21 protein-coding genes are annotated in these 22136 nt (G+C 64.7%); 7 read left to right on the top strand and 14 right to left on the bottom strand.

What is annotated here, in order from left to right:
* Window positions 1-40: 40 nt before the first annotated feature.
* The 3 genes from XH88_RS26865 to XH88_RS26855 form a co-directional block, all read right to left on the bottom strand.
* On the bottom strand, window positions 41-1888 hold the full coding sequence (locus tag XH88_RS26865) for a tetratricopeptide repeat protein (protein WP_271671252.1): 1848 nt from the start codon (window positions 1886-1888) through the stop codon (window positions 41-43).
* Between the two features lie 178 nt (window positions 1889-2066).
* Window positions 2067-2234, bottom strand: a complete 168-nt coding sequence (gene rpmG / locus XH88_RS26860; protein WP_057756569.1) for a 50S ribosomal protein L33 — start codon at window positions 2232-2234, stop codon at window positions 2067-2069.
* A gap of 125 nt (window positions 2235-2359) precedes the next feature.
* Window positions 2360-3685 carry an LLM class flavin-dependent oxidoreductase gene (locus XH88_RS26855; protein WP_271671251.1) on the bottom strand — a complete coding sequence of 442 codons (1326 nt, stop codon included), beginning with the start codon at window positions 3683-3685 and terminating at the stop codon, window positions 2360-2362.
* Between the two features lie 350 nt (window positions 3686-4035).
* On the opposite strand from XH88_RS26855, the gene XH88_RS26850 reads away from it, so the two are divergent.
* The gene (locus XH88_RS26850) at window positions 4036-4587 is read left to right on the top strand and encodes a hypothetical protein (RefSeq protein ID WP_271671250.1); all 552 of its coding nucleotides are present in this window, start codon (window positions 4036-4038) and stop codon (window positions 4585-4587) included.
* On the opposite strand, the gene XH88_RS26845 is transcribed toward XH88_RS26850, so the two are convergent.
* Genes XH88_RS26845 through topA form a run of 4 tightly spaced genes read right to left on the bottom strand, consistent with a single transcriptional unit; the run spans window position 4588 to window position 10923 of the window.
* Window positions 4588-5337, bottom strand: coding sequence for an NUDIX hydrolase (locus XH88_RS26845; protein ID WP_271671249.1), 750 nt, complete (start codon window positions 5335-5337; stop codon window positions 4588-4590).
* A gap of 27 nt (window positions 5338-5364) precedes the next feature.
* The gene (locus tag XH88_RS26840; protein WP_271671248.1) at window positions 5365-5805 is read right to left on the bottom strand and encodes a DUF983 domain-containing protein; all 441 of its coding nucleotides are present in this window, start codon (window positions 5803-5805) and stop codon (window positions 5365-5367) included.
* Entirely contained in the window at window positions 5799-8153 is a 2355-nt protein-coding gene (gene rnr, locus XH88_RS26835) for a ribonuclease R (RefSeq protein ID WP_271671247.1), read from the bottom strand. Before rnr ends, XH88_RS26840 begins: the two co-directional genes overlap by 7 nt.
* 7 nt (window positions 8154-8160) lie before the next feature.
* Entirely contained in the window at window positions 8161-10923 is a 2763-nt protein-coding gene (gene topA / locus XH88_RS26830) for a type I DNA topoisomerase (protein ID WP_271671246.1), read from the bottom strand.
* Window positions 10924-11148: 225 nt separating this feature from the next.
* Here topA and XH88_RS26825 point away from each other — a divergent pair, with 225 nt between their 5' ends.
* Window positions 11149-11388: a hypothetical protein gene (locus tag XH88_RS26825; protein WP_271671245.1), complete on the top strand. Its 240-nt coding sequence runs from the start codon at window positions 11149-11151 to the stop codon at window positions 11386-11388.
* A gap of 166 nt (window positions 11389-11554) precedes the next feature.
* On the opposite strand, the gene XH88_RS26820 is transcribed toward XH88_RS26825, so the two are convergent.
* Window positions 11555-12025 (bottom strand): winged helix-turn-helix transcriptional regulator, encoded by a 471-nt coding sequence (locus XH88_RS26820; RefSeq protein ID WP_271671244.1) that lies wholly within the window; start codon window positions 12023-12025, stop codon window positions 11555-11557.
* Between the two features lie 122 nt (window positions 12026-12147).
* On the opposite strand from XH88_RS26820, the gene XH88_RS26815 reads away from it, so the two are divergent.
* Window positions 12148-12921: an SDR family oxidoreductase gene (locus XH88_RS26815; protein WP_271671243.1), complete on the top strand. Its 774-nt coding sequence runs from the start codon at window positions 12148-12150 to the stop codon at window positions 12919-12921.
* A gap of 182 nt (window positions 12922-13103) precedes the next feature.
* Window positions 13104-13286, top strand: coding sequence for a hypothetical protein (locus tag XH88_RS26810; protein WP_271671242.1), 183 nt, complete (start codon window positions 13104-13106; stop codon window positions 13284-13286).
* Window positions 13287-13356: 70 nt separating this feature from the next.
* On the opposite strand, the gene XH88_RS26805 is transcribed toward XH88_RS26810, so the two are convergent.
* Window positions 13357-13965 carry an FMN-dependent NADH-azoreductase gene (locus tag XH88_RS26805; protein WP_271671241.1) on the bottom strand — a complete coding sequence of 203 codons (609 nt, stop codon included), beginning with the start codon at window positions 13963-13965 and terminating at the stop codon, window positions 13357-13359.
* A gap of 83 nt (window positions 13966-14048) precedes the next feature.
* Between XH88_RS26805 and XH88_RS26800 the strand changes: the two genes are divergently transcribed.
* Entirely contained in the window at window positions 14049-14483 is a 435-nt protein-coding gene (locus tag XH88_RS26800; protein ID WP_271671240.1) for a winged helix-turn-helix transcriptional regulator, read from the top strand.
* Here the strand turns inward: XH88_RS26800 and dprA are convergent.
* On the bottom strand, window positions 14480-15622 hold the full coding sequence (dprA, locus tag XH88_RS26795) for a DNA-processing protein DprA (protein WP_271671239.1): 1143 nt from the start codon (window positions 15620-15622) through the stop codon (window positions 14480-14482). The genes XH88_RS26800 and dprA overlap by 4 nt on opposite strands.
* Window positions 15623-15713: 91 nt before the next feature.
* On the opposite strand from dprA, the gene XH88_RS26790 reads away from it, so the two are divergent.
* A complete protein-coding gene (locus XH88_RS26790; RefSeq protein ID WP_271671238.1) occupies window positions 15714-16958 on the top strand; it encodes an amidase in 1245 nt (414 codons plus the stop codon).
* Here XH88_RS26790 and XH88_RS26785 read toward each other — a convergent pair.
* The 4 genes from XH88_RS26785 to XH88_RS26770 all read right to left on the bottom strand — a co-directional run bounded on the left by XH88_RS26785 (window position 16950) and on the right by XH88_RS26770 (window position 21173).
* Window positions 16950-18137: a patatin-like phospholipase family protein gene (locus XH88_RS26785; protein WP_271671237.1), complete on the bottom strand. Its 1188-nt coding sequence runs from the start codon at window positions 18135-18137 to the stop codon at window positions 16950-16952. The genes XH88_RS26790 and XH88_RS26785 overlap by 9 nt on opposite strands.
* A gap of 149 nt (window positions 18138-18286) precedes the next feature.
* A complete protein-coding gene (gene plsY / locus XH88_RS26780; RefSeq protein WP_271671236.1) occupies window positions 18287-18883 on the bottom strand; it encodes a glycerol-3-phosphate 1-O-acyltransferase PlsY in 597 nt (198 codons plus the stop codon).
* Between the two features lie 35 nt (window positions 18884-18918).
* Window positions 18919-20220, bottom strand: coding sequence for a dihydroorotase (locus XH88_RS26775; RefSeq protein ID WP_271671267.1), 1302 nt, complete (start codon window positions 20218-20220; stop codon window positions 18919-18921).
* A gap of 5 nt (window positions 20221-20225) precedes the next feature.
* Window positions 20226-21173, bottom strand: a complete 948-nt coding sequence (locus tag XH88_RS26770) for an aspartate carbamoyltransferase catalytic subunit (protein WP_143845774.1) — start codon at window positions 21171-21173, stop codon at window positions 20226-20228.
* Between the two features lie 212 nt (window positions 21174-21385).
* Here XH88_RS26770 and XH88_RS26765 point away from each other — a divergent pair, with 212 nt between their 5' ends.
* On the top strand, window positions 21386-22135 hold the full coding sequence (locus XH88_RS26765; RefSeq protein WP_271671235.1) for a M15 family metallopeptidase: 750 nt from the start codon (window positions 21386-21388) through the stop codon (window positions 22133-22135).
* Window position 22136: the final 1 nt, after the last annotated feature.

Below are 22136 nucleotides of genomic sequence, written 5' to 3'. Positions count from 1 at the left end.
CCACGCACGCAAGCATTCCGTCGTCGAGCAGCCGTCAGGGCTAGGACGGCACGGAGTTCGCCTTCGCCGAGACGGGCAGTGGCCACACCGACACCAGGCTCTCCAGTTCGGCGCGAACCCGGTCCACCACGCTGCCCCAGTCGCCGCGCGCCGGCTGCCTGAACAGCCGCATCGACTGATACCACGGGCTGTCGGTGCGATTGAGCAGCCAGCGCCAATCCGGGTTGAAGGGCACCAGCGTCCAGACTGGCGCGCCGAGCGCGCCGGCGAGGTGGGCGACGCTGGTGTCGACCGAGATCACCAGGTCAAGGCAGGAGACCAGTGCCGCCGTTTCGCTGAAATCCGTCAGATGTTGCGTCAGGTCGACAATGTCAGGATGCTGCTCGAGGAAGGCCCGGTCCTGATCGCGGACGCCTTTTTGCAGGGAGACGAACTGGACGCCGCAATCAAGCAGCGGCGCAAGCGTGCGCAGCGCTATAGATCTGTCGTGATCGTTCTTGTGATCGGGATTGCCCGCCCAGACCAGGCCGACGCGGAAGCGGGTACGGGGACCGAGCCGATCGTCCCACGCGTCCACCCGCGCTGCCGGCGGCGCAGAAACGTAGCCTTGCGCGAGCGGGATCGTGTCGAGGCGTGTCCCGAATGCCAAAGGCAGCGTGCCGAGCGGGCAGTGCAGGTCGAATGCCGGCACGGCCGACCGGCCGACACACTCTGCAACCCCGGTGATGCCGGCCAGGAGCCGCTGGATCGGAGGCTCGACTTCGAGGATCACGCGCGCTCCAAGCGCGGCCACCAACGGCACATAGCGCGCGAACTGGATCGCGTCGCCCAGTCCCTCGTCGGAGTGCAGCAGGATGGTTTTGCCTTCGAGCGGCTGATCGCCACGCCAAAGGGCTTGCGAAAAGCCGCGATCGACCAGGCCGACGGATGGAAGCCGCCAACGCGCCTCGCGCGCAAGCCAGCCGCGCTCGAAGTCGCCGGTCAGGAGCTGAAGCGTCGCCAGATAGAACAGCGTCTGCGCATCATCAGGTGCGGCGGCGAGCGATCTATGCAGGGTCGCGAAAGCCTCGTCCAGCAATTGCAGATGCAGCAAGACCACGGCCTTGTTGTTGAGCACGGCATGAAAATTCGGGCGAAGTGCCAGTGCCCGATCAAAACAGGCAAAGGCCTGCTCCGGCCGGCCGAAACGCCAATGCAGCAGGCCGAGATTGTTGTGCGTCTCCGCAAGGCTTGGATCCAGCGCAATCGATTTTTCGTAGTCGGCTTCCGCTTCGTCGAAGCGGTTGAGCGCTGACAGGCAAACGGCGCGCATCTGATACAGTGCTGCGGAACTTGGATTCAGTTTTTCGGCGATGTCGAAGCAAGCCACGGCTTCTGCATGCCGGCCGAGCTCGAGCAGCAGCATGCCGCCATTATGTGCGGCCTCCCAATAGTGCGGATTGAGCTTCAGGGCCCGCTGCAAATGCTGCGCGGCTTCGTCCTTGTATCCGAGCTGCCAGAGCAGGTTGCCGACGTGATTCCAGAGACCCGCATCTTCGGGTTTGAGGCGCAGCGCATGGCGGTAGTGTTGTCGCGCGTCCTCGAGCCGACCTTGCCGCTCCAGCACCGTGGTGAGACTGACGAGATACTCCGCCTTCGGCGCCTGCCGGACCGCTCGCCCGATCCATTCCACGGCGGCGTCAGGTTGCTGCGCGTGAAAACAGAGCGCCCCGAGCAGATGGAGAGCATCCGGGTGTTGTTCGTCCAATGTCAGCGCCTGCCGGCAACACAGCTCGGCCTCGGCAATGCGTCCCGATTGAAAATGCGCAAAGCCAGCCTGGCAGAGTGCGGCCGGTGAGACCTTTCCGGATTGTCTGGCCGCGGCGGCTCGGCGCTCTCTGCGATTCATGAATGGTTTGGAGCGATGGAAGTCGTATCCCCCGCAATTGAAGGCAGCGAGGCTAGTCTTTCTAACCACGCCAGGATTTCGTGAGGCTGGTGGCTTGTTGCGCGTCCGGGCCACGAGAGCGGAAACAAAAACGGGGCCCCCGAAAGGGCCCCGCAAAACTCTTCAATTCTCGCCGATCTTACTTGATCTTGGCTTCCTTGAATTCGACGTGCTTTCGCGCGACCGGGTCATACTTCTTCTTGACCAGCTTGTCGGTCATGGTGCGCGAATTCTTCTTGGCGACGTAGTAGAAGCCGGTGTCGGCCGAGGACACGAGCTTGACCTTGATGGTGACCGCTTTGGCCATGTTCTGAACCTCAGAAATGAAGGGAATCTGGAGCCGGCCAAACGGCCCGCGTTGGCCGGCAACCTAGCCAGAAACCGGGGGAAGTCAAGGATTTAGGGGCAGGAAACCACCCAAATCGGGCCTTTTCACCCTTCGAAGAAGCGGTTTTTTGGCCGGGGAAGGCCCAGATTCTCCCTCAAAGTGGCCCCTTCATACTCTTTCCGGAAAATCCCGCGCCGCTGCAGCTCCGGGACCACCTTGTCGACGAAATCGTCGAGGCCTTGGGGCAGGAACGGGAACATGATGTTGAAGCCATCAGAGCCGCGTCCGACCAGCCATTCCTCCATCTGGTCGGCGATGGTCTTGGCCGTGCCGACGAAGGACAGCCCGCCATAGCCGCCGACGCGCTGGGCGAGCTGGCGTACCGTGAGCTTGTCGCGCCTGGCGAGGTCGACCATGCGCTGGCGGCCGCTCTTGCTGGCGTTGGTCTCCGGGATATCAGGCAATTGGCCATCCGGATCGAATCCGGAGGCATCGGTGCCGAGGATGACCGAGAGCGAAGCGATGGCGCTGTCGTAATGCACGCGGCTGTCGAGCAGGGCGCGTTTTTCCTTCGCCTCCTCGACGCTGTCGCCGACCACGACAAATGCGCCGGGCAGGATCTTCAGATGCTCGGGGTCGCGGCCGATCTTCTCCATCCGGCCCTTGATGTCGGCGTAGAGCTTCTGTCCGTCAGCGAGGCTGCCGCCGCCGGTGAAGACGGCTTCCGCCGTCTCGGCCGCGAGCTGCTTGCCGTCTTCCGAGGCGCCGGCCTGCACGATGACGGGCCAGCCCTGCACGGGGCGGGCGATGTTGAGGGGGCCGCGCACCTTCAGATATTTGCCGACATGGTCGAGCACATGCATCTTCGAGGGCTCGAAGAACAGTCCGCCCTCGACGTCGCGCACGAAGGCGTCGTCGGCGAAGGAATCCCACAGGCCCGTGACCACGTCGTAGAACTCGCGGGCGCGCTTGTAGCGCTCGGCATGCTCCATGTGATCATCGAGACCAAAATTCAGCGCCGCGTCCGGATTCGAGGTGGTCACGATGTTCCATCCCGCGCGCCCGCCGCTGAGATGGTCGAGCGAGGCGAAGCGCCGCGCGACGTGATAGGGCTCGTCGAACGTGGTCGAACCGGTCGCGATCAGGCCGATGCGCTCGGTGACAGCCGAGAGCGCCGACAGCAGCGTGAACGGCTCGAACGAGGTCACGGTGTGGCTGCGCTTGAGCGCGTTGATCGGCATGTTCAGCACAGCGAGGTGATCGGCCATGAAGAAGGCGTCGAACTTGCCGGCCTCGAGCTTCTGGATCAGCGTCTTGATGTGCCCGAAATTGAAATTGGCGTCGGGCCAGGCTCCAGGATAGCGCCAGGCGCCGGTGTGGATGCTGATCGGGCGCATGAACGCGCCAAGCTTGAGTTGCCGTTGTGCCATCGCGCCCAAATCCCGTTCTGGTGTTGTTGGGGAAAGACATAGGCACGGCGGGGAACGCCACCATCGGTGGGGGAGGGAAGATTTTTTTGTTTTTTGCGACACGTTCAGCACAATCGCGTCATTTGCGGGACGTCGCTGCTTCCTCAACGTCATGCCCGGGCTTGTCCGGGCATCCACGAACTTCGTGCTCCGAGGCGAGACGTGGATGGCCGGGACAAGCCCGGCCATGCCGGCGGCGCGAGTGCTCGAACGCGATGACTTGGCGGAATTACGAGAGGAGGGGTCCGATCGAACCAATCCACCTCTCATACCGACCAAGCCAAGAACCTTTGCTTCCGAGGGGACCTCTCATGGCCAGCGCAATGACCGTAGATGGCGGCATCGTCCGGATCGACCGGCCAATGCCCTGGTTCGGCCGGCTGCTGTCGCTGCCGCTGCTCGCGGCGAGCGCCTATCTGCTCTGGAATGTCGCACTCGGCCTGCGCCAGGATTTTTCCGGCTTCGGCAGGCTTGCCGACGACCTCGTGCCGGTGCTGGTGTTTACCGGACTCGGGCTGCTCATCGGCGTTCCCGGACTGATCCTGCTGACATTCCGCACCTTCGTCGTGCTCAACGAGGCGCTGCGCCAGATCGTCATCACCAGGCAGTTCGGCCCGCTGAATATCCGCAAGCAGCGCGATCTCGCCGAATATCATTTCATCAGCATCACCGACGACTATGATCCCGAGCTGACGACCTACGACGTCAACCTCTGCGGCAGCAAGGGCACCGAGCCGATCACGCTTCAGAGCTTTACCAGCCGCGAGGAGGCGGACAAGCTCGCCGGCGAGATCGGCCGCCTCCTGAAACTCCCCGCGCGCGACTATGTCGGCACCGAGCCCGATTCCGACGATGCAGATTGATCAGCTCAAAATATCCTTCTGCATCTTGCCGCCGTAGAAATGGAAGAACGGCACCGGCGCATCGTGACGGAGTGGACCGGTGGCAAGGCGCGTGTCGAGCTCGTTGAGCACGTTGCGCGTCATCGGATGCAGATCGGCGAGCGGTTTTGAGCCAAGCTCGACCCAGACCAGCTCGACGAGCTCGGCGTCGGCGTGAATCACGCCCTCGACGTGGTGGGTGATTGCGGACGCATCCGCCGTGAAGAAGCGCGTGTCGAAGCGCTTGACGCGGCCGGGTGGGGTGATTGCGCGCGCGATCAGGAACAGGCTGGAGGGATCGGGCAAGAGGCCCGCATCGGCGAACGGTTTCCATGGACCTTCGAGCCTCGCCTTGCCCTCGGACTTTCGCCCGAGGCAGAGGCCGGTCTCCTCGCACGCTTCGCGGATCGCGGCAATCGCCAGCGATTTTGCGCGCGAGGCCGGGGTCTTTGGACTGCCCTTGGCGAGATTGGTTTCGAGTTCGGCGGTGATGGGCGCCGCGACCGGCACACGATGATCGTCCTTGTCGACGCGGCCGCCGGGGAAAACGAATTTGCCGGGCATGAACACCACCTTGTCGTGGCGCTTGCCGACCAGCACCTTTGGCACAGTGCCGCTGCGATCGACCAGGATCAGTGTCGCCGCATCCTTCGGACGGAAATAGGGATGGTGGTCGGCCTCCTTCCCCTCGTGGATCCCGGCCTTCTCCTCGGCTTGCGCAATATCCGTCATGTCCTCACCCGAAACGCTTCTATTTGCTTACACAGGCGGAATACCATCCGGCGGGTTGTCGTCAAACCCGTGCATGCGCAGAGCCCATTGCAAGCCGACCACAGCTCCCTTCACCGGCTGCAGCAGCCCGAGCGAGGCGAAGAAGGTGAAGGGCAGATAGGCGGCAAAGCTGAGCCAGACCGGCGTGGTGTAATTGGTCTCGATCCAGAGGATCGTGGGCACCACGATATGGCCGACGATGACGATGACGAGGTAGGCGGGCAGGTCGTCGGCGCGATGCGGCGTGAAGTCGAGGTCGCAGACCGAGCAATTGTCCGCGGTCTTCAGGAAGGCGCGAAACAGCTTTCCCTCGCCACAGCGCGGGCAGCGGCCGCGAAAACCGCGTTTCAGCGCGGCAAACACGTCGCGCTTCTCGACGAGGCCGGTCTCGCGGGTCCAGATCTTTGGAACTGTGCTCATCGTCACCATGCCTTGCCCTTCTTCCCTTTAGCCTTTCCCTTGTTCTTTCCTTTGCCCTTCGCTTTGCCGGATTTTGGCCGCGGCGGCTTGCGTTTTTTATCCGGGCTGCGGCCCGGATGGGCCTTGAACGACGGGCGGCGTTGTTGACCGGGGCGCCTGCGCTCGCGCGGGCTCGTCTCGCTGGAGGATGGCAGCAACTCGAAGCGCAGTGCGCCTGCGACCGGAGCAGCCTCAATCAGACGGACGTCGACGACATCTCCGAGCTGGTACATGGTGCCGCTGCGCGTGCCGATCAGCGCGTGGCGGCTCTCGTCATAGTTGAAATATTCCGTGCCAAGGGATCGGATCGGAACCAATCCGTCGGCGCCGGTCTCACTCAGCTTCACGAACAGGCCGGCGCGGGTGACGCCGGAGACGCGGCCCTGAAAACTCGCACCGATACGGTCGGCGAGGTGATGAGCGATCAGGCGGTCGACGGTCTCGCGCTCCGCCTTCATCGCGCGCCGTTCGGTCAGGGAAATATGCGCGGCGACCTCGCCGAGCGATTCCGGCGTCTCGCTCTCGGGCAGGGCGCCTTCGCCGAGGCCGAGCGCGCGGACCAGCGCGCGGTGCACGACGAGGTCGGCGTAGCGGCGGATCGGCGAGGTGAAATGCGCGTAACGGCGCAGGTTCAAGCCGAAATGCCCGTAATTCTCAGAAGAGTATTCGGCCTGCGCCTGGGCGCGCAGTACCACCTCGCTCACCAGCGGGTAATAGTCGTGGCCTTCGAGCTGCGCCAGCACGCGGTTGAACAGCGTGGGGCGCAGCGCGCCTGATTTGGCAAAGGGAACGTCGAGCGTTTCCAGGAATTCCGAGAGCGCGTGAACCTTTTCCAGCGTCGGCTCGTCATGCACGCGGTAGATCAGCGGGAGCGATCTCTTCTCCAGCATCTCGGCCGCCGCGACATTGGCGAGGATCATGAACTCCTCGATCAGCTTGTGCGCATCGAGACGTTCAGGCACGACGACGCGGTCGACGGTGCCGTCGCTCTTCAGGAGGATCTTGCGCTCGGGCAGATCGAGATTGAGCGGATCGCGTTCGTCGCGTGCAAGCTTGACGCAGGCGTAGGCCGCATAGAGCGGCCTCAGGATCGGATCGAGCAGGGGGCCGGTGGTGTCGTCAGGCCGTCCATCGATCGCGGCCTGCGCCTGCGCGTAGCTCAGCTTGGCGGCCGAACGCATCAGGATGCGATGAAAGCTGTGCGAACGCTTACGGCCATCAGGCGCAATGATCATCCGCACCGTGAGCGCGCCGCGCGGCTCGCCCGGCACCAGTGAGCAGAGATCGTTGGAGATGCGCTCGGGCAGCATCGGCACGACGCGGTCGGGGAAATACACCGAATTGCCGCGGTCGAGCGCGTCGCGGTCGAGCGCGGTGCCCGGTCGCACGTAAAAGCTCACATCGGCGATGGCGACGTCGACGATGAAGCCGCCCTTGTTGTTCGGGTCTGGATCGGCCTGTGCATGCACCGCGTCGTCGTGATCCTTGGCGTCAGGCGGATCGATGGTGACGAGCGGGACGTCGCGCCAGTCCTCGCGTCCCTTCAGGTTCGCGGTCTCTGCAGCTTCCGCATCGCGTATCGCGGCGGGGGAGAATTGCAAGGGGATGTCGTGCGCGTAGATCGCGATCAGGCTGATCGCCTTCTCGCTCTTGACCGAGCCGAGCTTCTCCTTGACGCGGCCGGAGGCCAGGCCAAAGCCGCGGGTGCGGACGATGTCGACGCTGACGAGGTCGCCATCCTGCGCGCCACCCGTATCGGTTTTCGCGATGTTCAGCTCGCGGTCGGCCATCTTCTTGTCAACCGGGATGAGCCGTCCGCCGCCTTCGGGAAGAGCTCGGAACACGCCGAGGATGCGGCTCCTGGCCTTGTCGATGACCTTGATGATGCGGCCGCGATAGGCCGGACCTTCGCTCTCGTCGGTACGCTCGACCCGCAGCAGCGCGCGGTCGCCGACGCCGGCGGCAGTGCCGGGCTTCGGCCGGCGCGGCATCTCGATGAGGATCTTTGGCGGCTCGCCGCTCTCGACCTCGTCCCATTCGGCGGGGGAGGCGATCAGCTCGCCATCGCTGTCACGGCCGGTGATGTCGGCGAGCAGCGTCGGCGGCAGCGCGTCCGGTTCTGAAACCGTATGGCGCTTCTTCTTGATCGTGCCGTCGTCGGCAAGCTCGCGCAGCAAGCGCTTGAGCTCGACGCGATCGGCGTTCTTCAGGCCGAACTCGCGCGCGATGTCGCGGGTTCCGACCTTTCCTGGATGTGCCTTGATGAAGGCGACGATGGCTTGCCGGTCGGGAAAGCCACGGTCATTCTTGCGTTTCACTTAACCTCTAATTGGTGCCGGCACTCTTCTTGGCCGGAGCTTTGGCTGCGCCACCTGACTTGGTCGCCGACGGCTTTGTGGCAGAAGTCTTGGCCGTCGACGCCACGCCTGCGCGCGCCTTGCTGGTGGATTCGGATTTGGTCTTGGCCGCTTTCTTTGCAGCCGGTTTTTTGGGCTTGGGCGCGTTGTCGCCGTCGGTGGCCCTCGCTGCAGTCTTCTTGGCCTTGGCCGGCTTCGCGGCCTTCTTCGCCTTGGCCGTGCCCCCGCCTTTGGCCGCGCGCTCGTCGATCAGCGCGATTGCCTGGGCAAGCGTCACGGTGTCCTTTTCGAACTCGGCCGGGATCGTCGCGTTGACGCCGCCTGCCGTGACATAGGCGCCGTAGCGACCGCTCTTCACGGTGACGGTGCCGAGCGTCGGATGATCGCCGAGCGCCTTGCCGGGGTCGGCGCCGAAGCGACGGCTCGGCCCCTTCGCGACCTTCTCCGCGATCAACGTCACTGCGCGATTGAGGCCGATATCGAAGACCTCGTCGCCGGCCTCGAGGCTGGCATAGGTCTTCTCATGCTTCACAAACGGCCCAAAGCGGCCGAGGCCCGCGGTGATCGGCTGACCGGTCTCGGGATGCTTGCCGATCTCGCGCGGCAGCGACAACAGCTTGAGCGCAAGCTCAAGGTCGACATCGCTGGGTGAGGTGCCCTTGGGAATACCCGCACGCTTCGGCTTCTCGCCTTCCTCGTAATCCTTCTGCTCGCCCAGCTGGATGTAGGGGCCGAAGCGCCCGGCCTTGACCCAGACATCGCGACCCGTGTCGGGATCCTGGCCGAGCGAGCGGTCGGCGGTGGTCTCGCTGTCCGCGGCGAGCTGACGGGTGTAGCGGCACTCCGGATAGTTCGAGCAGCCGACGAAAGCACCGAACTTGCCGGCCTTCAGGTTCAATCGGCCGGTGCCGCAGCTCGGGCACTGCCTGATGTCGCCGCCGTCGGCGCGTGGCGGATAAATGTGCTGGCCCAGCATCTCGTCGAGCACGTCGAGCACCTGCGCGACACGCAGATCCTTGATCTCGTCGACGGCGCCGATGAAGCCGGTCCAGAAATCCTTCAGCACCTGCTGCCAGGAGATCTCGTTGTTGGAGATGCGGTCGAGCTGCTCCTCCAGATTGGCCGTAAAATCATACTCGACGTAGCGGTTGAAGAAGATTTCAAGGAACGCGACCACGACGCGGCCCTTGTCCTCGCCGTGCAGGCGCTTCTTCTCGAGCTTGACGTAGCCGCGGTCCTTCAGGACCTGGAGGATCGAGGCATAGGTCGAGGGCCGGCCGATGCCGAGCTCTTCCATGCGCTTGACCAGCGAAGCCTCCGAGAAGCGCGGTGGCGGCTCTGTGAAATGCTGGGTGACGGAGAGCGACTCGCGCTTGATCGCCTCGCCCTGGCTCATCGCCGGCAGGCGGCGGGAATCCTCGTCCTCCTCATCGTCGCGGCCTTCCTGGTAGAGCGTGAGGAAACCGTCGAACTTGACGACCTGGCCGGTGGCGCGCAGTTCCAGGGTGCGACCGCCTGCCTTCGCCGTGATGTCGACGGTGGTGCGCTCGAGCTCGGCCGATTCCATCTGGCTTGCGATGGTGCGTTTCCAGATCAGCTCATAGAGCCTGGCCTGATCGGCATCGAGCTTGCGGCTCATGCTGTCGGGGCGGCGCGACATGTCCGTCGGGCGGATCGCTTCGTGCGCTTCCTGGGCGTTCTTCGCCTTGGCCTGGTACTGGCGCGGCGCATCCGGCACGTAAGCCTTGCCGTAATCCTCGCCGATGACCTTGCGCGCCTGGGTGATCGCCTCGGGGGCGATCTGCACGCCGTCGGTACGCATATAAGTAATGAGTCCGGTGGTCTCGCCGCCGATGTCGATGCCTTCATAGAGGCGCTGGGCGATCCGCATCGTGTGTGCGGGCGCAAAGCCGTATTTGCGGCTGGCTTCCTGCTGCAGCGTGGAGGTGGTGAAGGGCGCCTGCGGATTGCGGCGAGCCGGTTTGGCATCGACTGACGTGACGGCATAGGTCGCCAGTTCCAGCGCCTTCTTGAAGTCTTCGGCTTCCGCGCCGGTGCCGATGTCGAGACGCTGGATCTTCTTGCCGTCGGCGCCGACCAGACGCGCCTCGAAGGCCTCGCCGCGCGGCGTCAGCAAGGTCGCGATCAACGACCAATATTCACGCGGCACGAACTTCTCGATCTCGAGTTCGCGGTCGCAGACCAGCCGCAGCGCGACCGACTGCACGCGACCGGCCGAGCGGGCGCCCGGCAGCTTGCGCCACAGCACGGGGGAAAGGGTGAAGCCGACCAGGTAGTCCAGCGCGCGGCGCGCCATATAGGCGTCGACCAGCGCGCCGTCGATCTGGCGCGGATGCTTCATCGCTTCCGAGACAGCCTGCTTGGTGATGGCGTTGAACACCACGCGCTCGATCTTCTGATCTTTCAACGCGCGCTTTTCCTTCAGCACCTCCAGCACGTGCCAGGAGATGGCCTCGCCCTCGCGATCAGGGTCGGTCGCCAGAATCAGGCGGTCGGCGCCCTTCAGGGACCTGGCAATGTCGTTGAGCCGGCCGGCCGCCTTGGGGTCGACCTCCCAGATCATCTTGAAATTGGCCTCGGGATCGACGGAACCGTTCTTCGCGGGCAAGTCGCGGACATGGCCGAACGAGGCCAGAACCTCATAGGACGAGCCCAAATATTTGTTGATCGTCTTGGCTTTCGCCGGCGACTCCACAATGACGATATTCATGTAGTTCCAGTAACTTACGGGAAAATTTCGGGCCGAAAACGAAAGGACTCGGGTCGGCCGTTTCGACCCGAACATGGGTGGTGAGGCCGCCGCTGTCAAATCGAGGGGTGTTGAAAGCCCGCGGGATGGGAAAAGTTTCATATCGAGAAAGTTGCAAATTACAACCTTGGAGTTGCGGCCGCTATGGGCGTAATGTTCCTGGGGGCATGGATTCGGGTGGGGCTGGTGGCAAAGCCAGGAAAGAAACGGGCGCGCGCCGCATCAGGCGCGCGGGGAGGCTCACGCAGCGAGGAACCGGGCGAAGGCGGCGTCGATGAAGCCGTGGCCTTCATCGCCGAGCAGGTCGGCGCATTGCGCAAGCTTGCCGAGCGGCACAAACTTGACGTGCTGCATTATCTCCTGGGGATGACCAAGCTCGAAGCCGACGAGCACCTGCGGCTGCGGAGCAAGCGCAAGCTATCGTGATGGGCTGGCTGTTGCTCCACCATCGCCGTCATTCCCCGCGAAGGCGGGAAATCCAGTACGCCTCAGCTTATCGGGGAATCTGGGCCGTCTCTGCAATACTGGATCGGATCGCCCGGTCAAGCGGACAATGACATCGCGTGTGGAGTGACGGCTTGCCAAACAGTAACTAGTGCGCCGACCGCCGTCGTGGCGCCGGCCGTGGCTTCAGCATGGTATCCGCCGGGCTGAGCAGGCGCCCGTCTTCGGCGCGCATTTCGAGCTTCTTCACCGGACGGCCTTTGGCGCGATCGACCAGGATGGTCGCGATCTCTTCGGGGGCATCGTCGAATTCCTCACTCCATTGCCGGAGCGCCACCAGGATCGGGAAGGTGCCGCGGCCCTTCGGCGTGAGCACGTATTCCTGGTAGGCGCTGCCGTCGGAGGCTGGCGCGGTCGCGAGGATTCCGTGATCGACGAGGGAGCGCAGCCGCACGGACAAGATGTTCTTGGCGAGGCCGAGCTTGTTCTGGAATTCGCCGAAGCGACGCAGCCCGAACAACGCCTCGCGAATGATCAAGAACGACCACCAGTCGCCAAGCGCCTCAAGCGAGCGCGCGATCGGGCATGAATCGCCCTCGAAGCTCGTTCGTTTCACCATCGTTCTCGTCCTGTCGCGTTTGCCCGGCTTCAGCGTGGATCACGCGCTTGTGTGGTTGCATCATAAAACCATGCGGCCTAAATGGCAATCTGGTTTAATAATGCAACCACACGGAGGCGAGCGTGAGACTGAAAGGCAAGACGGCCCTGATTACCGGCGGCAATGGCGGCATTGGATTGGCAACGGCAAAGCTGTTCGTAGCCGAGGGGGCAAAGGTGATCATTACCGGACGCAACAAGGAGACGCTGGATACTGCGGCGAAGGCGTTGGGCGCGAATGCGCTCGCCGTTGTCGCTGACGCCACCGACGTCGCCGCGACCGAGGCTGCGATCAAGCAAGGCGCGGAAAAGTTCGGCAAGCTCGACATCGTGTTCGCCAACGCCGGCATTCCGGGCAGCACGCCGCTCGGCTCGGCGACGCTGGAGACGTTTGAAAAGGTGATCAGCACCAATCTGACCGGCGTGTTCTTTACCGTGCAGTCAGCGCTGCCTTATCTCAACGACAACGCCTCGATTATCCTCAACGGCTCGGTGATATCGGTGCTTGGCGTTCCCGGCTACTCCGCTTACGGCGCGGCGAAGGCGGGCGTGCGCGCGATGGCGCGTATCATGGCTTCGGAACTGTCGCCGCGCGGCATCCGCGTCAACGTGGTCGCGCCCGGCGCGATCCGCACGCCGATCTGGGGCGCGGCGATCGCAACGCCCGAAGCCGAGAAGGCGTTCGAGCAGCGGATCGGGTTGATGACGCCGCTCGGCCGCATTGGTGAACCGGATCACATCTCGAAGACAGTGCTGTTCCTCGCCTCCGACGATGCCGCACATATTCAGGGACAGGAGATCTTCGTGGACGGCGGCGCCGTGGCCTCGCCGAGCGGCGCGCCGATCTATCGTGGCTGATCAACTCATCTGAACACTGAGCCGGCCGCGCAAACCGCGAGCGGTTGCGCCGGCCGGTTCCCTCGTGCCCTGAGATGTATTTTCCTGAACCTTGCGGGATGCGTTGAACCTTCGCGCGCGTTGCAAAGACCCTTCTACGGGCCGGGGGTCAAAAGACTCATTTTTTTAAAAAGGAGTCCGTTATGCCGAAAGCAGCCCGCATTGCTTCGCCGATTTCAGTCACACGCATTTACACCGAACGCTCCGCAGTTCCCGCCAAACGTTCCGATACATCAGAGTTCATTGGGGTCGTCATCTTTTCGGGGATCGGCCTGCTCATGTCACTCGTTGCCGTGATCCTGGGTGTACAGGGCGCCTGGTTCTAGCTTTCCGGACCATCGGCCGGTGCATCAGCCGCCGCAGATAGTTTGGCGGCTGATGATGTCGGCATAACGCTCAGGCCGCGTGCAGGCTCGTTGCCGCCTCGAGCGCGCCAGCAAGCGCCTTCTCGCGATGTTCCGGGCCGACCTGGATACCGTCGGCGGAGATGAATTCGACGCCGGTGACCCCCATGAAGCCGAACACCCAGCGCAAATAGGTTTCGAGATGTTCTCCGGCGGCGTAGGGCGTCGCCGCACCGTAATAGCCGCCGCGTGAAATCGCCACGATCACGCGCTTGCGGCCGGCGAGCCCCTCGGGCCCAGTCGCGCCATACTTAAATGTCTTCCCCGCCACCAGGATGCGGTCGATCCAGGCCTTGAGCTGGCTTGGGATGGTGAAGTTGTACATGGGCGCGCCGATCACGACGATGTCGGCAGCGAGAAACTCGTCGAGCACGGCCGCGCTCGCGGCGAGGTCCGGTCCAAGTTCCGCGGGCGCGGGAGCGCCTTGCGCGGCGGCGAGGTGCGAGCCGGAGAGATGGGCAAGCGGGGCCTGGGTCAGGTCGCGATAGACGATTTGAAGGGTGGGCGTGGCCTGCTTGAGGCGGTCGACGATGGCGGCGGAAACCTGCCTGGAGACCGAGTGGGGGCCAAGCACGCTGGAGTCGAGATGGAGGAGTTTCATTGGGGTCACCCATGGTATAGATTTGTAACCCGCACTACATGAGTGACTGTCGAAATCCCCGCAAGAACGCACTTTTTTGAGCCATGGGCACATTATTGAAACCGACGCACAGCGATTTGCCTGCCGCGCCGGAGCCGCATCAAAGGCCCGATCCAATGCCGGATCCGAACCATGCGGATTGCCGCGGGGTTGCTTCCGTGCTGTCCCGCGTCGGCGACAAATGGAGTGTGTTCGTGATCATGATGCTCAGCGACGGGCCGAAACGCTTCAACGAGCTGAAGCGCATGATCAACGGCATCTCGCAGCGGATGCTGACCCTGACCTTGCGCGGACTGGAGCGTGACGGCCTCGTCACGCGCACGATCTTCCCGACCATTCCGCCGCGCGTGGACTACGAGCTGACCGACCTCGGTCGCGGGTTGCAGCAGCCGGTGAAGGCGCTTGGCGAGTGGGCGATCGCGCACCAGGCGCAGATCGCGGCGGCGCGCACGCACTTCGACGAGCGCAACGGCGCCTAGAGTAGCGACACCAATCCCCCGCCGTGACGCTCGAGGCGACCGGCAAGCTCGAGCTCCAGCAGTACGGTGCGCACAATTGCAGGCGAGGCGCCGGACATTCGCACGAGATCGTCGATCGAGATGGGGGCGGGGCCGAGCAGGTTCGTGATCTGGTCGCGGTCGTGCCCTTGCGGATCGCTCTCGAACGGTTCGCTGTCGGGCTCTCTCGCAGGAATCATCAGCGGCCGCTCCATGATCGGCTGGACCGCGTTGATGATGTCGGAAGCTTCCGTGACCAGCGTTGCGCCCTGCTTGATCAGGTCATTGGTCCCGGCTGCGCGCGGATCGAGCGGCGAGCCTGGGACTGCGAACACTTCGCGGCCTTGTTCGGCGGCCATGCGCGCGGTGATCAGCGAGCCCGAGCGGTGCGCTGCCTCCACCACGACCACGCCGAGTGCGGCGCCCGAGATCAGCCGGTTGCGGCGCGGGAAGTCGCGGGCGCGCGGCTCGTGGCCGAGCGGCATTTCGGAGATCGCTGCGCCCTGGTGATCGACGATCGCGGCAAGCAGATCGCTGTGCTCGGGCGGATAGATGCAGTCCTGGCCGCCGGCGAGCACCGCGATCGTGCCGGTCCCGACGCTGGCGCGATGAGCAGCCTGGTCGACGCCGCGGGCGAGCCCCGAGATGATGATGAAGCCGGCTTCGCCGAGCTCGCGGGCAAGCTGGCCTGCGAATTTGAGCCCGGCGCCAGAGGCATTGCGCGAGCCGACGATCGCGATCATCGGCCGCATCAGCGTCCTGGTGTCACCGCGCACCGCGAGCAGCGGCGGCGCATCGTCAAGCGTCGCCAGCCGCGCCGGATAGCCCTCTTCCCCGGGCGCGAGCCAGGCCATGCCGAATTGGCGGCTTGCGACGAGCTCGGCCTTCGCTTCGTCCGCACTACAGATGCGCCCGGATCGCTGTGCGCCGCCGCGGCGTGCCAGATCAGGCAGCCGCTCCAGCGCGGCGCGGGCCGTGCCGAAATGATCGACCAGCGAGCGGAAGGTGCGCGGCCCGACATTGTCGGAGCGGATCAGCCGCAGCCGGTCGATCCGCTCAGCCTCGGTCAGCTCCACACTTGGGTTGATGGCGTCCACGGCGTCTCCTTGTGGCGACAGCATGTAACAACCTGAGGGCGTTGCGCAATAGCGGCGTGCGCTTGCGCGGCCTCGCCCCGATGCTAAAAGCGATGACAATAAGAAGGATTTTGCCATGATCTCACTCGCCGACCTCCAGCGCCGCATCGAAGCGGGGGAGCTTTCGCCTGAGGACGCCATCGCCCAGTCGCATGCGGCGATCGAGGCCAGGGACAAGGACGTCCGCGCTTTCGTCCGGCACGACAAGTCCGCGAAGGCGCAAGCCGCCGGCCCGTTGCGAGGCATTGCAATCGGCATCAAGGACATCATCGACACCGCCGATATGCCGACCGAAATGGGCTCGGAGATCTATCGCGGCTGGCAGCCGCGCGCGGATGCGCCCGTCGTGATGATGCTGAAGCGGGCAGGCGCCACCATCATCGGCAAGACCACGACCACCGCCTTCGCCTCGCGCGATCCGACGCAAACGCTCAATCCGCACAATCCCGGCCATACGCCGGGAGGTTCGTCCTCGGGCTCGGCGGCGGCGGTCGGCGCCGGCATGATCCCGCTGGCGCTGGGCACCCAGACCGGCGGCTCGGTGATCCGGCCCGCCGCCTATTGCGGTGCTGCGGCGATCAAGCCGTCGTTCCGCATGCTGCCGACGGTCGGCGTGAAGTGCTATTCCTGGGCGCTCGACACGGTCGGCCTGTTCGGGTCGCGCGCGGAAGATCTTGCGCGCGGGCTTCTGGCGATGACCGGCCGCACCGAATTCGCTGGCGTCGTCGCAGCGAAATCGCCGCGCATCGGCGTGGTCAGGCAGGAGTTCGCCGAAGCCGTGGAGCCGGCAGCCGAAGACGGCTTGCTGGCTGCGATCAAGGCGGCCGAGAAGGCCGGCGCCAGCGTGCAGACCATCGATCTGCCCGAGGCGGTGCAGGAGGCCTGGCGCATCCATCCCATCATCCAGGATTTTGAAGCGCATCGCGCGCTCGCCTGGGAGTTTGACCAGCACCACGACGAGATCGCGCCGATGCTGCGCGCAAGCCTCGATGAAACCGTCGGGCTGACGCCGAAGGAATATGACGATGCACGCCGGATCGCCCGCCGTGGTCGCCGCGAGCTTGGCGAGCTGTTCGAAGGTTTCGACGTGCTGCTCACTTATTCCGCGCCCGGGACCGCGCCGGCCAAGGAGCTCGCCTCGACCGGTTCGCCTCGCTACAACCGGCTGTGGACGCTGATGGGCAATCCTTGCGTCAACGTGCCCGTGATGAAGGTCGGCGGCCTGCCTGTTGGCGTGCAGGTGATCGCGCGCTTCGGCAACGACCCCGGCGCGCTTTCGGCGGCCTGGTTCCTGGAGGATGCGCTGGCGAAATCAGGCTAGCGCGAACTCGGCCGCGGGCGCGGCGTGCCGGGATTTGGCGCTCACGGTCTCTTGCCCGAGCCAGCGCGCGGCGGCCTCGCGCCCGTTCCGGTGCAACAGGCGAATGAAGCCGCGACCGAGATCGGTCGACGAGCGCTGCGCCAGCCCGTCGACGGAGTCTTCGGCCGCGATCCTGGAGAGGCGTAGCGAAGGCGCGGTGGAATCTTGTGCCCACGCGATCGCGGCGATCTCGGCATTGAGCGCGGCATTGGCGGCGATCTGGTCGAGACGGCGATCGATTGCGGCGAGCGTGATCGGCACGTAACTGTCGCGCGTCGGCGTGACCTGGACCAGCAACAAATCGGCGGTCGTCGATAGCTGCGCCAGCTTGATCAGTGGCGGATTGCCGCCGAAGCCGCCGTCCCAATAGGCCTCGCCGTCGATCTCGACGGCGCAGTGCACCAGGGGCGGGCAGGTCGAGGCCAGCGCGACGTCGGCGGTGATCGCGTCGTTGCCGAAAATCTGCTGCTGGCCGTCGCGGATCCGCGTCGCCGCGATCAGCAGCTTCGGGCATTTTCCGCCGCGCAGGGCTTCAAAATTGATGTCGCGCGACAGCGCCTGGCGCAGCGGATCGAGATCGAACGGATCGAACTGGCCGGAGCGCAGCGTCGGGCCGAACGCGACGGAGCTTCCGGCCGGCGAGAAGCCGCCGAGCAGCATCAGCGAGCGGAACGAGGCCTCGTGCATCAGGCGGACCCAGAACCGGTTCAGCCGTGCGCGCGCCGCTTCGCGGCCGCCTTCGGCAAGGCCGGCGGCGAGCAGCAATGCGTTGATGGCACCGGCGCTGGCGCCGCTGATGGTGTCGAATTCGATAGAAGGTTCTTCCAGCAGCCGCTCGAGCACGCCCCAGGTGAAGGCGGCGAAGCTGCCGCCGCCCTGTAGCGCCAGCGAGAGTTTTTGCGGTGGCCATTGTTCGGCGCGCGCTCGCACGGGTGGGACAGGCGCGGGCGCTGGTGCGACCTCGACCATTACAGGGGCTTGCGCGATGGGAGCAGGTCGCGGAGGCGGAACGGGAGTGGGCACTGGGGCCGGAGGCAGTGAGGGCGCATCCGACCAGATGTTGGTCAGCGAGAGCAGGCGGCTTGCCGCGGTCCCCTCCGAGCCACCGTCCTCATGCGTGCCGTTAATCTTCTCGCTCATTCTGAGCAACCGCGTAACGCCAATCCTGTGTCAGGATGACAGGCATGGAACCTGACCGCCACTGCCACCCGCAAGCCGGGTGAAAGTTGCGAACAGGATTTGGCATATAATGCGGAGAGGGTGCGGCGGTATCCGTACTTTTTCCGGCTTCAGGCCTTCTCGCCGATGCGGCCTTCTTTTCCTGATTGCAGCCGCTTGATGTTCTCGCGGTGCATGTAGAACAGCAGCAGCGTCAGCACGACCGACAGCGAGGCCAGCGTGAGGTGGCCGAACCACCACAGGAACAGGGGCGTGATGAAGGCCGCCACCAGCGCCGAGAGCGAGGAATAGCGGGTGGTGAAGGCGGTCGCGAGCCAGATCAGGCAGAACACCAGCGCCGCCGGCCAGAACAGGCCGAGCAGGATGCCGATATAGACGGCGACGCCTTTACCGCCCTTGAATTTGAGCCAGACCGGAAAGAGATGGCCGAGGAAGGCGCCGAGGCCGGCCACCATCGCGGCATTCGGGCCGGCGACATAGCCAGAGATCACCACGGCCGCGGTGCCTTTGAGGGCGTCGAGCAGCAGCGTGGCCGCGGCGAGGCCCTTGCGGCCGGTGCGCAGCACGTTGGTGGCGCCGATATTGCCGGAGCCGATCGAGCGCAGATCCTGCATGCCGGCGAGCTTTGTGAGCACCAGCCCGAAGGGAATCGAGCCGAGCAAATAGCCGATGACAAAGGCCACCGGCAGGAAGGCATCAAGCCCCATGGCGGTACCTCCATGGCTGACATAGCCAGCGCCCATTAGACATGCTCGTACACCGTTCGCCCGCCAACAATGGTCCTGATCGCGCGACCTGTGAAGCGGGCTTCGTCGAATGGGGTGTTCTTGCAGGGCGATTTGAGCTCGGCGGGATCAACCACCCAGGGCACGTCAGGGTCGATGACGATGACGTCGGCCGGGCTGCCCACGCGCAGGGTTCCGCCCGGCAGGCCGAGCAGTTCGGCCGGCCGGGTCGACATCGCCCGGATCAGCGTCTTGAGGTCCATCTCGTCATTATGGACCAGCCGCAGGCCCGCCGGCAGCATGGTCTCGAGGCCGATCGCGCCGGGAGCTGCTTCCGCGAAGGGCAGGCGCTTGACCTCGACGTCCTGCGGATTGTGGTCGGACATGATGACGTCGACGAGGCCGGAGGCGACGGCGGCGACCATCGCGCGGCGATCGTCCTCGGAGCGCAGCGGCGGCGACACCTTCAGGAACGAGCGGTAGGGGCCGATGTCGTTCTCGTTCAGCGCAAGATGGTTGATCGAGACCGAGGCGCTGACCGCAAGGCCGGCGTCGCGGGCGCGCTGCAGGATCTCGAGCGACTCGATGCAGGACAGCGCGGCGGCGTGATAGCGGCCGCCGGTCAGCGCGACCAGGCGCATGTCGCGTTCGAGGATCACGGCTTCGGCGGCCTTCGGGATGCCCATCAGGCCGAGCCGCGAGGCGAACTCGCCCTCGTTCATCACGCCTTCGCCGACGAGGTCAGGGTCCTCGGTGTGGTGAACGATCAGCGCGTCGAAATCGCGCGCGTAGGTCAGCGCGCGCCGCATCACCTGCGAATTGGTGACGCTGCGGTCGCCGTCGCTGAAGGCAACGGCGCCGGCAGCCTTGAGCAGGCCGAACTCGGTCATCTCCTCGCCGTGCATGCCCTTGGTCAGCGCCGCCATCGGCTGGATGTTGACGATCGCGGTGTCGCGGGCACGGCGCATCACGAAGTCGACGGTCGCCGAATTGTCGATCACCGGGGCCGTGTCGGGCTGGCAGATGATGGTGGTGATGCCGCCGGTCGCGGCCGCCTGGCTCGCCGAGGCAAAGGTCTCGCGATGGCTGAAGCCGGGCTCGCCGACGAAGGCGCGCATGTCAATCAGGCCCGGCGCCACGATCTTGCCGGAGCAATTGACGACATCGGTGCCTTCGGGGACGCCGGCCGCACCGATGCCGCGGCGGGTCTCGCGGATGATGCCGTCGGCAATCAGAACGTCGCCGGGGCCGTCGAAATCCCTGGAGGGATCGACGACACGGGCGTTGGCGAGCAGGATCGGGCGGCGGTCGATCAGCATGGGCATCACGCGTTCGGCAGGTTACGGGCGAGCGCTTCCAGCACCGCCATGCGCACGGCCACGCCCATCTCCACCTGTTCGCGGATCAGGGACTGTGCGCCGTCGGCGACCGCGGTGTCGATCTCGACGCCGCGGTTCATGGGACCTGGATGCATCACCAGCGCGTCGGGCTTGGCATAAGCTAGCTTCTTCTGGTCGAGCCCGAAATAGTGGAAATATTCTGATGTCGACGGCACGAAGGAGCCGTTCATGCGCTCGCGCTGGAGCCTGAGCATCATCACGATGTCGGCGCCGTTGAGCCCCTCGCGCATGTCGCGCGCGACCTCGACGCCCATCCGCTCGATGCCGGGCGGCAACAGCGTGGAGGGGCCGACAACGCGAACGCGGGCCCCCATGGTGTTGAGCAGGATGATGTTGGAGCGCGCCACGCGCGAATGCAGCACGTCGCCGCAGATCGCGACCACGAGGCCCTCGATCCGGCCCTTGTTGCGGCGGATGGTGAGCGCATCGAGCAGCGCCTGCGTCGGATGCTCGTGCGCGCCGTCGCCGGCATTGATCACGGAACCGTCGACCTTGCGGGCCAGCAGTTCCACCGCGCCGGAGGCGTGATGGCGCACCACCAGGATATCAGGGTGCATGGCGTTCAGCGTCATCGCGGTGTCGACCAGCGTCTCGCCCTTCTTGATGGACGAGGAGGACACCGACATGTTCATGACGTCGGCCCCCAAGCGCTTTCCCGCGAGCTCGAACGAGGACTGGGTCCGGGTGGAGGCCTCGAAGAAAAGGTTTACTTGCGTCCGTCCGCGCAGGACGGTGCGCTTCTTGTCAACCTGGCGGTTCAGCTCGACATATTCTTCGGACAGGTCGAGGAGGCCGGTAATGTCGGCCGCGGAAAGGCCCTCGATGCCCAGCAAATGCCGGTGGCCGAGGACGAAGGTCGATTTCGATGTCATTAAAGCGAGAGCTATAGGCGCGGATGGCGGGTGGAGCAAGGGCCAATGCCGGGTCGGGGAGTTATCCCCTGCCGAGTCTGTTACACGGTCATTCCGGGGTGGCGCGTCAGCGCCGGACCCGGAATCTCGAGATTCTCAGGTGCGCAAGGGCGTACCGGAGTTCAATGCTTCGCATCGCCCCGGAATGACGATCGAGAGAATGGAAGCGCTTCGTGAAATCAATTTTCGTCTCACTTTTAACGATAACCATAGCCGCATCCGCCAACGCCCAATCACTCCCCGGCGGCTTCGTCTATTTGCGCGATATCGATCCCACCATCATCCAGGACATCCGCTACGCGACGTCCAACAATTTCGTCGGTCGTCCGCTGGCCGGTTACATCGCCGGCGAATGCGTGGTGAAGCGCGAAGTCGGCCTGCGGCTGAAGGCGGTGCAGCAGGAGCTGGCGGCGCAGAACCTGTCGCTCAAAATGTTCGATTGCTACCGGCCGGCGCGCGCCTCGCTCGATATGGTGAGATGGTCGCAGAACGGCCATGAGACCGCGGCTGATCGGCGCTATAATCCGCGGATCCCGAAAACCGAGCTGTTTCGTCTCGGCTATATCGCAAGCCACTCGCAGCATTCTACCGGTGCTGCGCTCGACCTCACTTTGGTCGATCTGAAGGCCGACAATTCCGCCAAGATTGATCCTTCAAAAAACTATGCCGATTGCACCGCATCGGTCGAGACGCGGCCGCCGGAGGGCAGCGTCGACATGGGCACCGGCTATGACTGCACCGATGCGAAGGGGCATACCGCAGCACCGTCGATCACACGGGAACAGCGCGCCTGGCGCAAGCGGCTGGTGGCTGCAATGGCCAGGCAAGGCTTTGTGAACTATTCGAAGGAGTGGTGGCATTTTTCCCTGCCGGGGGCGGGCGGGGCGGCCTATGATTTCCCGATCCAGCCGCGGCGGAACTGAG

This window comes from Bradyrhizobium sp. CCBAU 51627 (assembly GCF_028128765.1).
In the GTDB taxonomy this organism is placed as follows: Bacteria; Pseudomonadota; Alphaproteobacteria; order Rhizobiales; family Xanthobacteraceae; genus Bradyrhizobium.
Note: the sequence above shows the minus strand (reverse complement) of the source record. Positions and strands in the feature narration are given on the sequence as shown.